The following is a 10,284-nucleotide window of genomic DNA, read 5'->3' as shown; positions in this document are numbered from 1 at the left end:
AGGGGCCGGCCGCGCCAGCTCTGGCACCTCACGGCCAGCGGCAACCGCCAGTTTCCGGATGGCCATGCCGAGCTGACGGCAAATCTCCTTGGCACGCTCGTCGAACAGCTCGGGGCCGCAGCCCTCGATACCGTCATCTCCGCCCGCGAGGCCGAGACGCTGCAGCGCTATCGGCAGGAACTCAGCGAGGCGCATGACCTTGCCTCGCGCGTCGAGGCCCTTGCCGGCATTCGCACCCGCGAGGGCTATATGGCCGATCACTGGCAGGAGGCGGACGGCTCCTTCATGCTGGTCGAAAACCACTGCCCGATCTGCGCCGCCGCTACCGCCTGCGCCGGCTTCTGCCGCTCCGAACTCGAAACCTTCCGCGCCGTCCTCGGCGCCGATATCGAGCGCAGCGAACACATCCTCGCCGGCGCGCGCCGCTGCGCCTACCGCATCATGCCGCGTTGACCGATATCGCTCGCAACCGGCTGGCGCTTCACGCCGGCTGCCGCGCCTGCCGCCAGCTGCTTTCGAGATAGAGCAGCACTCCGATCGATGCGAGACCCGCGGCCGCGCCGACAAAGGCGGTGCCGGAATAATCAGTGATCGCGGTGCCGAAGGCGAAGAGACCGGCGCTGATGCCGGTCCCAATGAAAGTGTTCAGCGAGATCAGCGAGGTTCCGAGACCCGGTCGGTCCGCGATCAGGTCCTGCAGATAGGTGATCGGCACGCTGAGGATCGCTGCCGCCCCGCAGGCATTGACGAGGAGCAGTGCATAGATGTGCCAGGGCGCGGAAGCAAAACCAAGCAGCAGCAGATAGACGCAATAGATCAGCGCGCCGAAGGCGAGCACATGCACGGTCCGGAAGTGGCGCTGCGCAAAGCCCCACATCATCATGAACGGCATCTCGAGCAGCGCCGTCAAACCTGCCATGAAGCCGACATCGACGACGGTGCCGCCGGCCGCATGGGTGATGATCAGCGGCAAGAGCATGCTGTTCAGCCGCTGCAGCCCGAACAGCATCGCCATGACGATAACGCGCGACAGCACATGCGGCACAAAAATCCGTTTCAGCGAAGCAAAGAACCCGGCGTGATCGGGGGCAGGGCCGGCGGCGCCATTTCGGGGTGCGAAGAAGAAATACAGGCAGAAGCAGGTGCAGCTTGCCAATGCCGCGATCCCATAGGCCGGCGTCATCGACGGCGAACTGACGAGATAGAGGCCGATCAACCCCGGCGCCAGCGCCCATGAGCCGGAAAACAGCGCTCGCACCGTTGCGGTGATCGCCGCCCCCTGGCCACGGTCCATCTGATTGGTCCTGGCACGCAGGCTGGCGAACAGCAGCGAGTAGGTGGAATTGCTCATCGGTACCAGCAGCAGCGTGGAGAAGATGAAGACCATGGGGCTATGAAAGATCGCGATCGACCCGAAGCCGAGCATGCCGGCGACGCAAAGCCCCAGCACCAGAGGCCGGCGCTCTTTCAGCCTGTCCGACCAGATGCCGAGCGTCAGGCTTGTCGTAACGTTGACGATTGCCGAGAAGAACACCAGCGCCGAATAGGCGCCATTGCTCAAGCCGAGTTCGTTGATCCCGATGATCGACTGGTAGGGCGCGGTCGAAGCATAGGTGAAGGCGAGCGCGACGAGTGTCACGGTCGGAATACGGATCCTGTTGTCGCGAAGGATCAAGGAAAAAGTGGATGGCATGGGGGCGGTTCCTGATGCACCACTCTTAGCCGCATCGGATCTATCAGAGAAACGATAGTTTTAGATCGTCTTCGTCAATTTTTGTGATGAATGTTTGGACGATGTGATCGCGTCCAAGCGTGCAAGGGGGCTGAATGCCTATTTCAGAATTTCGCGACCAAATTCGAGAGCCAGAAGTCGATTTGCCCGAAGGGAAGAACATTTGCCAAAAAAGCGACGAGCGCTGAGGTGGTGTATATCAACACCAGCCCAAGAAGGACTCCAAGGGTGATTCCGACGCTCGTCTTTGCGGGCTGGCGTGCCGACCAACACGCCAAGCTCAGAGAGACAATCGTGAAAAGTGCCAACAACGTGGACTCGGTGATAGATATGCCCGATTGCAAAACAATTCCTCGGATTGTGAATTGGGTTGCAAGGCATAACGTCTCGAGCCGTCTAAACTCAAGGGCTGGGACGGCGGAATATGCGGTGATGTCCAGCCACCCATAGAGCCGGTGCACTATCAGCAGGCACCCGCGCAGCCGCCTAAACCTCGACGCCACGTCAACCCCGTTGGCTTTCGCCGCGTGACGCGTTATGGACTGCGCAACCCCGCCAGCATCCGGATGAGAGCTCATGACCAATCCCGTCACCGTCGAAGTCACCCGCGGCCTGCTCGTCGAAAGTCGCCATCGTGGCGCGGTGGCTGTCGTCGATGGCGACGGCAAGCTTGTCTTCTCGCTGGGCGACATCGAGGCCGCGGTCTTCCCGCGCTCGTCCTGCAAGGCGATGCAGGCGCTGCCGCTGGTCGAGAGCGGTGCTGCCGATGCCTACGGCTTCGGCGACAAGGAATTGGCGCTGGCCTGTGCCTCGCACAGTGGCGAGGACGAGCATGTGGCGCTGGCCGCTTCCATGCTGTCGCGCGCCGGTCGCGACGCCGAGGCACTGGAATGCGGCGCCCACTGGTCGTTCCATCAGAAGACCCTGATCCATCAGGCCCGCACGCTCGAGGCGCCGACCGCGCTACACAACAATTGCTCGGGAAAACATGCCGGCTTCATCTGCGCCTGCTGTCATCAGCACCTCGATCCGAAGGGCTATGTCGGCTATCAGCACCCGCTGCAGGTCGAGATCCGCGCGGCGATGGAAAGCCTGACCGGCGCCGTGCTCGGCGCCGACAGCTGCGGCACCGACGGCTGCTCGATTCCGACCTATGCCGTGCCGCTCAAGAGCCTTGCTCACGGTTTTGCCAAAATGGCGACCGGCAACGGCCTCGAACCGCTGCGCGCCAAGGCCTCTCTCCGCCTGATCGAGGCCTGCATGGCCGAGCCCTTCTATGTCGCGGGCTCCGGCCGCGCCTGCACGGAACTGATGCAGATCGCCCCTGGCCGTATCTTTTGCAAAACAGGCGCCGAAGGCGTCTTCTGCGCCGCCATCCCGGAAAAGGGCATCGCCATCGCGCTGAAATGCGAGGATGGCACGACCCGTGCCGCCGAAGCCATGGTGGCGGCGACCCTCGCCCACTTCTTCGAGACGGAGTGCGAGGTGCATGCGGCCCTGATCGCCCATGCCACGAAGCCAATGCGCAATTGGAACGGCATCCATGTCGGCGGTGTCAGGGTCAGCTCCGCCTTGGCCGGATGAGTCGAGCTTGCTTACATAAGTTATTAGAAAAATAAGAATTGCCTAATATAAAGGGGTACGTCCTGCGATCGCGGATGCACCCTTTCGCAGCGACGTGAGCACAGTCCTGGAAGCCGTGAGGGCAGGGCATGTTTGCAGGCCGCTATCTCTGGTGGATGCTGATGGGCATCGGCATCTTCATGTTCGCTACGTTGAGCCTCGATTATATCACCTGGCTCACGATCCAGCTGTCCGGCTGTGGCGAGATGGCCGGGACCTGCGAGCCGGCCCTGCGGCTGATATCGGGCGTGCTCAAACCCGCCTGCATCTGGACCGCGATCGGCGTGCTCTTCATGGCGACGCTGCTCCGTCTTCACGCTCTCTCGCTCATCTGGTTCTGGGGGCCGATCGTCGCCATCTGGTTCGTCGCTTCCACGCCGATCCTGCTCTTCCTGGCGGCGGATGGGGCGGCGCTGACGCAATCCGCTACCCTGGCCGCACTGCCCGTCGCCTTCCTGTTTCTGGCGGCTTTCGCAGCCTATCTCATGTTTGCCCTCGAGGATGGCGACATGCCGCCGCTTGCAGCCTCGGTGCCGTTGCGCCTCACACTCCGCCTGACGGCGGTCTACGGCGCGCTTTCTGGCGCAGCCTTCATGCCGGAACTGTCGCGGATCGCCGGGACCCTGCTCGACATGCCGGCACTTTCCGTCGTCATCGCGTTGGCGCAGCCATATCTGCAGACGGTGCTCACCTTTGGAACCGGCAGCATAGCGCCGGCCTATGCCGTGTTGGCGGCCTTCATCGCGGCCCTTGCCGCAAGTCTCTTGCCGCATGCTGCAGCACCGCAGCCCTCCCGCAGCACCATCATGCTGCGGCGATTGCGCCGTTGAGATCGCGATAGGGTTTCAGCCGTTCGGCGGTCACCTCCATGGGCACGATCAGCCCCGCCACCTCGGAAATGCCAAGCACCGGGCAGGGCGAGACGAGGTCGAACTTCTCCTCAGTCAGCAGCACATGCGTTTCGGCCGAGCAGCGGGCAATGTGCCGCTTGATCGCCGCTTCCTCGAAATCGCCGGTGGAAAGCCCGTGCACCGGATGCGCCGCCGTCACCCCGAGGAAGAAGAGGTCGGGGCGAAGCTGCGAGATCGCCGCTGCCGCCGCTGCGCCCGTCGCCACCATCGAATGTTTGTAGAGCCGTCCGCCGGTCAGGATCACCTCGGCTGTCGGGTGGTGTTCCAGCTCGGCGGCGATCGTCGGGCTGTGGGTCGCAACCGTCAGCGGCATGTCGCGCGGCAAATGCCGGGCGATCTCCGCCGTGGTCGTGCCGCCATCGAGGAAGATCATCTGGCCGGGCTTGATCATCGCCGCCGCCGCTGCTCCCAGCCGTGCCTTGATCTGTGACGACACGCTGCGCCGGGCGGTGAAGTCAGGCAGGTCAGGCGCCAGCGGCATCGCCCCGCCATGCACCCGTTTCAGCAGCCCCTCCGCCGCCATTTCCCTGAGGTCGCGCCGGATCGTGTCTTCCGAAAGGGCGAAATCCTCGGCGACGCGCTTGGCGATCACCTGGCCGTCACGGCGCAGGATGTCGAGAATGAGGGTCTTGCGTTGCGTTGTCAGCATCGTCTCTCTGCACGAAATTAAACATAATAGCCCGATATTGCACGAAACGACTCGACATTCAAGAAATATCGTGCATTTTCACGAAATCCCGTGCATGAGGCCGGGAGTGCTCACGCAGATGCGGAGCGAAGGAGTGGATCATGTTGATTTTGATTGCCGGGCCCTATCGGTCCGGAACGGGCGACGACCCGGAAAAGATGGCCGCCAACCTGAAGCGGCTGGAAGAACCCTCACACGCGCTGTTTGAGGCGGGCCACGTGCCGATGATCGGCGAATGGGTGGCGCTGCCGATCTGGCATGCCGCCGGCGGCCGGTCGGTCGGCGATGCGCTCTACGAAGAGATCTTCCACCCGGTTGCCGGCCGGCTGCTGCATCTCTGCGAAGGCGTGCTGCGCCTGCCCGGCGATTCCAAGGGAGCGGATAACGACGTGCGCATCGCCAGGGAACGCGGCATTCCGGTCTGGCACAGGCTGGAGGATGTGCCGGGCTGCGGCTGAGCGGATTGCAGCGCCCGCGCTTTACCCTTCGCTACACTCAGCGCATTCGCAGCTTTGTCGCTCACCCCCTCAACCGACCCGTCGGATGAGGGGGCCACACGGCACACCGATCATGTCCTCACACTCGCACCCACCTTGTCCCCATGGACGATCAAAACCCAATCTCCCCAGTTCCGGCCCACCGACCGCTGCGCTATAACCCTTGCCGAAAGGGAGTCGAGAACCATGCTGACACTGTATTACGCGCCGGGAACCTGCGCGCTCGCAAGCCTTATTGCCCTGGAAGAATCCGGCCTGGCCTTCGAAACGAAGAAGATCAGCCTCCGCGATGGCGAGCAGCGTTCGCCGGACTATCTGAAGATCAACCCGAAGGGCCGGGTGCCGGCACTGGTCACCGATTATGGCGTGCTGACGGAAACGCCGGCGATCCTGGCCTATATCGCCCAGAGCGCGCCGGCCGCCAAGCTGGCGCCGCTTGACGATGCCTTCGAATTTGCCAGGCTCCAGTCCTTTAACAGCTATATCTGCTCGACCGTGCATGTGAACCATGCCCATCGCCCGCGCGGCTCGCGCTGGGCCGACGAGCCGGCGGCAATCGAGGCAATGAAGGCCAAGGTGCCCGAGAACATGGCCGATTGTTTCACGCTGATCGAGCAGACGATGTTCGAAGGCCCATGGGTGATGGGTGAGGCCTATTCGCTCGCCGATCCCTATCTCTTCGTCATGACCGATTGGCTGCCATCGGACGGCGTCGATCCCGCCCGGTTCGAAAAGGCGAGCGACCACCACGCCCGCATGCTGCTGCGCCCCGCCGTCCAGCGGGCGCTGGCCTACGATCGGGCCTGACCGTTAAAACCTGCGGCAAGCTTCTTCGGCGCCCGGAACAGCCAGGCGCCGATCAGTCGCAACCGCAGTTCTTCGTCGCCGATCACGGCGGCGCGCACCGGCAGATGCGGCCAGCCGACATAATGATCGGTTTGAAAATAGACGTCAGGCGCCATTTCCAGCAGGTGATCCTTGTCGTCGAGCGAAATCGAGATCACGATCGTCTCGGCATTCTTCACCGCGACAAAACTCTTGCCGCCGACCTTCAGCGCCGGATTGCCATAGGAGGTGCTCTCCTCGACATCAGGCAGGCCGGCTTCCGCCGCCAGCCGCTTCAGGCGTTCGAAGATCGCATCGACGTCGTCGGCCATTGCTCCGCCCTTTCGGTTAGGGCGAACCTACCATATCTTCACGCGCATTTCGCCAGCGGCGGCTTGGTCTCTTTGGGAAAGCCGGCCGGCATCCCGAGCGGCAGATCGGCGATTTCGCGCATTGACATGCGCTCGACCTCGGGATGTCGCAGGGGATCATCCTTCCAAGCTGGGGCAATTTCCGCGCTTGCCACCTGCCGAACAGGGGTGAAGAAAAACTTCAACAAAGACATGGCATGCCTCGCTTTCTCAGTAGCGCAGAAGGATGATCAATGGCGGCTGGCGCCTGCTGAGCCATCCCATCCGCTCGCGTCCTGCGTTCGAATGGATTGCCTGTGCTTGCAATGTCGGCCTCAACAGGTAGATTTTCAATTGAGATTAATGCGGCGGCGCTATAGAAAAACTATATGAAGAACTTGAACATGGTCCATCTCAACGGCCTGCGCGCGTTGGAGGCCGTCGGTCGTCTCGGCTCGCTCCAGGCCGCCGCCGACGAACTCGGCGTCTCGGTTGGCGCCGTCAGCCAGCAGGTCATCAAGGCCGAAGCCCAGCTTGGTCAGGTGATCTTCGAGCGCACCGCCAGGGGCATGATCGCCACCGAAGCCGGCCGGCCGGTGCTCCTGGCGCTCGACGAGGGGTTCGCCCGTCTTTCGGCGGCGGTGTCGATCGCCAGCCGCAAGGACGACACCATCCTGACAATCTCGGTGGCGCCGGTTTTCGCCGCCCGCTGGCTGGTCTGCCGGCTCGACCGCTTCGCCGAGCGCCATCCCGACATCAAGCTGCGGCTGGATGCAACCACCAATCTCGTCAATCCGGCCCTCTGCGACGTCGATATCGGTATCCGCGTCGGTACCGGAAAATGGCCGGACGTGAAGGCAGAGCTGCTGTTGGAGCAGGAGGTCTTTCCCGTCTGTTCGCCCGAGATGGCGGCAAAATTGAAAGAGCCTGCCGATATTCTCGAACTGCCTGCCATCATCGATGGCCATGCCATGTTCACCTGGGAGGTCTGGATGCGCGAGGTCGGACTATCAGGTGCTACGCTTTCGACCCGTCACGTCTTCAACGACGCCTCGCTCTGCCTCGATGCGGCGATTGCAGGGCAGGGCGTCATGCTGGCCTGGCAGACCCTTGCCGCCTTTGCGCTCGCCGAAGGCCGGCTCGCCGCCCCCTTCGGCATTCGCGCCCGTACCGGCTTCGGCCACTACTTCGTCACCGCCGAAGGCACGCGCGAGCCAAAGAAGGTCAAGGATTTCAAGGCCTGGATCCGTGAGGAAATGGCCGGCACGCTCACACTTTTCCAGTAGTCCTCAAATTTCGATCGGCTCCTTGCCGCGGGTCGCCTGCATGGCCTTGTAAGCTGGGCGGGACTGGCAGCGCTCGATCCAGGCTTTGATATTCGGATGCGCCTGGAAAAGCGCCTCTTCGCTCTGGGCGTAGCGCAGCACCTCGGCGATGTTGAGATCGGCAACGGTGAAACGGTCGCCGACGATCCATTGCCGGCCGGCGAGGTGGCCTTCGAGAACCGCCAGCGGCCTGCGCAGCGAGCGGCAGGCAACCGCGATCGTCTGTTGGCCACCTTCGCTGTTTTCAAGCCCGTTATCATAGGTGAGTACGATCTTCACCGTGTGCGGTTCGACCTCCGCAGCCGCCCAGATTGTCCACATCGTCAGCAATCCGTCTTCTTCGACGGTTTGGCCGGAAAGCGGTCCGCCATGTTTACGGGCGAGGTAAAGATTGATCGCCAGCGACTCGTGCATGACGAGGTCGCCGTCCCGAATGCTGGGGATCTGCGCCATCGGGTTGACGGCAATGAATTCAGGCGAATGCGTGTTGAGTGGCGCATCCTGAGATAGCGGATCTGCGAGCCGCCTTGCCTGCAGCACCGGCACCGAGCGGAATTCGAGCCCGAGTTCCTCCGCCGTCCAGTAGACGCGTGAGGCGCGCGATCGATAGACTCCGTAGATTGTCAGCATGTCCATATCCCCTCGATGTGTCCGAGAGACCGTAAATGCCGGATCGGCGTGGGAAAAGTCCTTGTGGCTGATGGGATGATGAAAGCTTTTGATGGCCTTCAGGAGATACGGTTTCGCTCCACGGTCAGCTGCGCATAGGGCGAGCCGCCGCCTGCCATCTCGCCGGACACCTTCTTCTCCCACTGGAAGCCTATAACCGCGCCTTCGGCGGTCTCCTGGAAGATGTTGTCGGTGATGACGGCGGTGCCGGCGCCATCGGCGACCGAGACGGCGCAGCCGACCGGCGCCTTGCGCACCACATTGCCTGTCACAACGACGTTGCGCAGATAGGGACCCCAGCCGATCTGCAGCCCCCAGCGCGGCGCGCCCTCGATCACATTGCCTGAAATCAGCGTGTCGGCCTCTGCCGCGATGCCGATGCCGAAACCGACCTCGTGCTGGTAGGGACCTTTCAGCGTCAGGTTGCGCACGACGTTGCCGGTGACGCTCGCCAGCCGGCCGCCTTCGTCGAAATTGGCGATCGAGATGCCGTTTGCCGCCCCGTCGATCATGTTGGCGGAAACGACGGCGCCTTCGAAGGCGAATTCGACATAGATCGCCGTCTCGCCGGAGCGCCGGCACTGGTTGCTGCTGATCTGGATATCCGAGGCCGAATTGGCGCGGATCGCCGTAAAGGCGCAGTCGGAGATGTGGTTGTTCACCACCATCACCCCGTCGGCGCGGAAAATATTGATGCCGTTGCCGTTTTGGCCGGTGCCGCCGTCATTGGCGCGGATGTTGGAAATGCGGTTGCCTGATACTACCGTGCCGTCCTCCGCCTTCTTCCAGCGATGCACCAGGATGCCGCCATTGCCGCAATCCGAGATCGTATTGCCGGTGACCGAAAGGTTGGTGGAATCCACCGCGTAAAGTCCGGATTGGGCAGCCCCCGAAATGTGGCTGCGCTCGATCCTGCCGCCGCAGCGCTCCAGCTGCAGGCCGTGTTTGCGGCTGCCGCCGATCTCGCAATTGTCGATCAGCACCTCGTCGACGCCGGTAAATTGCAACAGCGCGCCGGCATCGTCGCCAAGCCAGCGGTTGCCGCCGTCGATGACGAGATTGGAAAGCTCGATCCGCCGCACGTTCTCGGCCGAAAAGAGATGGCCGTCGCCGGTATAGACGATCCGTGAAGCGCCAGGCACGCCAGTGATGCGGGTATTGTCGGGCAAGGAGAGGTTGGAGACCCGGTAGGTGCCGGGCGGCAGGAACACCGGCACGTTCTCGCGCGCCGCCTGTTTGATCATCTGCTCAAGGTTGCGTGTCTTGCGGTCGCCACTTTCGGGAATGGCGCGATATTCCACCGCGTCGATTGTCCCACGCAGGTCGGGCTGAGCGGCCGCTGTCAGTGGCGCGGCGACGGCGCGTGATGTCCCTCCCGCAACGGCCGAGGCCGCGAGGAATAAAAGCATGTCGCGGCGTGAGGGCATCCCGGGTACTCCTTTCATAAGGCGCCCGTAGCAGGAAACGTGCCAGGCGAGCATGTATTCTTTTGGCACAAGCTTGGCAAAGGCGGACGAAATTGCCGTCGTGGCGAGCGCGACGGCAGGATATCGCCGCTTATATTGTCGTCTTGTTCACCCTTTCATTTAAGCAAGCCGAAGGAAATGAGGACTACTTTTAAGGGAAATTCTATGATGACGGGTGTGGGATACGGCCTTCGGCCG

Annotated in this window: 13 protein-coding genes; 6 read left to right on the top strand and 7 right to left on the bottom strand. The window is 62.6% G+C overall.

All coding sequences use genetic code 11. From position 1 onward, the window contains the following. On the top strand, positions 1–453 hold a 453-nt coding region (locus tag MOV76_RS26255), incomplete at its 5' end, for a metalloregulator ArsR/SmtB family transcription factor (RefSeq protein WP_247265610.1). 28 nt (positions 454–481) lie between these two features. On the opposite strand, the gene MOV76_RS26250 is transcribed toward MOV76_RS26255, so the two are convergent. Then, the gene (locus tag MOV76_RS26250) at positions 482–1,693 is read right to left on the bottom strand and encodes an MFS transporter (protein WP_247265609.1); all 1,212 of its coding nucleotides are present in this window, start codon (positions 1,691–1,693) and stop codon (positions 482–484) included. A gap of 143 nt (positions 1,694–1,836) precedes the next feature. Beyond that, positions 1,837–2,310 (bottom strand): hypothetical protein, encoded by a 474-nt coding sequence (locus tag MOV76_RS26245; protein WP_247265608.1) that lies wholly within the window; start codon positions 2,308–2,310, stop codon positions 1,837–1,839. Between MOV76_RS26245 and MOV76_RS26240 the strand changes: the two genes are divergently transcribed. Continuing rightward, positions 2,309–3,316: an asparaginase gene (locus MOV76_RS26240; RefSeq protein WP_247265607.1), complete on the top strand. Its 1,008-nt coding sequence runs from the start codon at positions 2,309–2,311 to the stop codon at positions 3,314–3,316. The two genes, MOV76_RS26245 and MOV76_RS26240, sit on opposite strands and share 2 nt — an antisense overlap. Positions 3,317–3,444: 128 nt before the next feature. Then, entirely contained in the window at positions 3,445–4,185 is a 741-nt protein-coding gene (locus tag MOV76_RS26235; RefSeq protein ID WP_247265606.1) for a hypothetical protein, read from the top strand. On the opposite strand, the gene MOV76_RS26230 is transcribed toward MOV76_RS26235, so the two are convergent. After that, the gene (locus MOV76_RS26230) at positions 4,160–4,915 is read right to left on the bottom strand and encodes a DeoR/GlpR family DNA-binding transcription regulator (protein WP_018449460.1); all 756 of its coding nucleotides are present in this window, start codon (positions 4,913–4,915) and stop codon (positions 4,160–4,162) included. The genes MOV76_RS26235 and MOV76_RS26230 overlap by 26 nt on opposite strands. Before the next feature lie 140 nt (positions 4,916–5,055). On the opposite strand from MOV76_RS26230, the gene MOV76_RS26225 reads away from it, so the two are divergent. Together MOV76_RS26225 and MOV76_RS26220 are read left to right on the top strand one after the other, a co-directional pair. Further along, entirely contained in the window at positions 5,056–5,412 is a 357-nt protein-coding gene (locus MOV76_RS26225) for a hypothetical protein (protein ID WP_028734132.1), read from the top strand. A gap of 225 nt (positions 5,413–5,637) precedes the next feature. Continuing rightward, a complete protein-coding gene (locus tag MOV76_RS26220; RefSeq protein ID WP_028734131.1) occupies positions 5,638–6,258 on the top strand; it encodes a glutathione S-transferase family protein in 621 nt (206 codons plus the stop codon). Here the strand turns inward: MOV76_RS26220 and MOV76_RS26215 are convergent. Beyond that, entirely contained in the window at positions 6,243–6,608 is a 366-nt protein-coding gene (locus MOV76_RS26215; protein WP_018241170.1) for an MmcQ/YjbR family DNA-binding protein, read from the bottom strand. The two genes, MOV76_RS26220 and MOV76_RS26215, sit on opposite strands and share 16 nt — an antisense overlap. Positions 6,609–6,646: 38 nt before the next feature. Next, entirely contained in the window at positions 6,647–6,841 is a 195-nt protein-coding gene (locus tag MOV76_RS26210) for a hypothetical protein (protein WP_028734130.1), read from the bottom strand. Between the two features lie 174 nt (positions 6,842–7,015). On the opposite strand from MOV76_RS26210, the gene MOV76_RS26205 reads away from it, so the two are divergent. Beyond that, entirely contained in the window at positions 7,016–7,912 is an 897-nt protein-coding gene (locus MOV76_RS26205) for a LysR substrate-binding domain-containing protein (protein WP_182565389.1), read from the top strand. Between the two features lie 3 nt (positions 7,913–7,915). Here MOV76_RS26205 and MOV76_RS26200 read toward each other — a convergent pair whose 3' ends face one another. Then, a complete protein-coding gene (locus tag MOV76_RS26200; protein ID WP_247265605.1) occupies positions 7,916–8,581 on the bottom strand; it encodes a glutathione S-transferase family protein in 666 nt (221 codons plus the stop codon). A 98-nt stretch (positions 8,582–8,679) separates the two neighbouring features. Next, positions 8,680–10,047: a TIGR03808 family TAT-translocated repetitive protein gene (locus MOV76_RS26195; RefSeq protein WP_247265604.1), complete on the bottom strand. Its 1,368-nt coding sequence runs from the start codon at positions 10,045–10,047 to the stop codon at positions 8,680–8,682. Positions 10,048–10,284 lie beyond the last annotated feature (237 nt).

Origin of the sequence: Rhizobium sp. PRIMUS64, assembly GCF_023006465.1 — a bacterium.
Classification (GTDB): Bacteria; Pseudomonadota; Alphaproteobacteria; order Rhizobiales; family Rhizobiaceae; genus Rhizobium; species Rhizobium leguminosarum.
The sequence above is the reverse complement of the archived record's forward strand: the minus strand, read 5'-3'. Positions and strand labels throughout refer to the sequence as shown.

Excerpts from the sequence above, each read along its gene's own strand:
- MOV76_RS26205 (WP_182565389.1), top strand. The coding sequence starts at position 7,016 with ATGAAGAACTTGAACATGGTCCATCTCAACGGCCTGCGCGCGTTGGAG.
- MOV76_RS26250 (WP_247265609.1), bottom strand. The coding sequence starts at position 1,693 with ATGCCATCCACTTTTTCCTTGATCCTTCGCGACAACAGGATCCGTATT.
- MOV76_RS26200 (WP_247265605.1), bottom strand. The coding sequence starts at position 8,581 with ATGCTGACAATCTACGGAGTCTATCGATCGCGCGCCTCACGCGTCTAC.
- MOV76_RS26235 (WP_247265606.1), top strand. The coding sequence starts at position 3,445 with ATGTTTGCAGGCCGCTATCTCTGGTGGATGCTGATGGGCATCGGCATC.
- MOV76_RS26215 (WP_018241170.1), bottom strand. The coding sequence starts at position 6,608 with ATGGCCGACGACGTCGATGCGATCTTCGAACGCCTGAAGCGGCTGGCG.
- MOV76_RS26210 (WP_028734130.1), bottom strand. The coding sequence starts at position 6,841 with ATGTCTTTGTTGAAGTTTTTCTTCACCCCTGTTCGGCAGGTGGCAAGC.
- MOV76_RS26220 (WP_028734131.1), top strand. The coding sequence starts at position 5,638 with ATGCTGACACTGTATTACGCGCCGGGAACCTGCGCGCTCGCAAGCCTT.
- MOV76_RS26240 (WP_247265607.1), top strand. The coding sequence starts at position 2,309 with ATGACCAATCCCGTCACCGTCGAAGTCACCCGCGGCCTGCTCGTCGAA.
- MOV76_RS26225 (WP_028734132.1), top strand. The coding sequence starts at position 5,056 with ATGTTGATTTTGATTGCCGGGCCCTATCGGTCCGGAACGGGCGACGAC.
- MOV76_RS26195 (WP_247265604.1), bottom strand. The coding sequence starts at position 10,047 with ATGCCCTCACGCCGCGACATGCTTTTATTCCTCGCGGCCTCGGCCGTT.
- MOV76_RS26230 (WP_018449460.1), bottom strand. The coding sequence starts at position 4,915 with ATGCTGACAACGCAACGCAAGACCCTCATTCTCGACATCCTGCGCCGT.
- MOV76_RS26245 (WP_247265608.1), bottom strand. The coding sequence starts at position 2,310 with ATGAGCTCTCATCCGGATGCTGGCGGGGTTGCGCAGTCCATAACGCGT.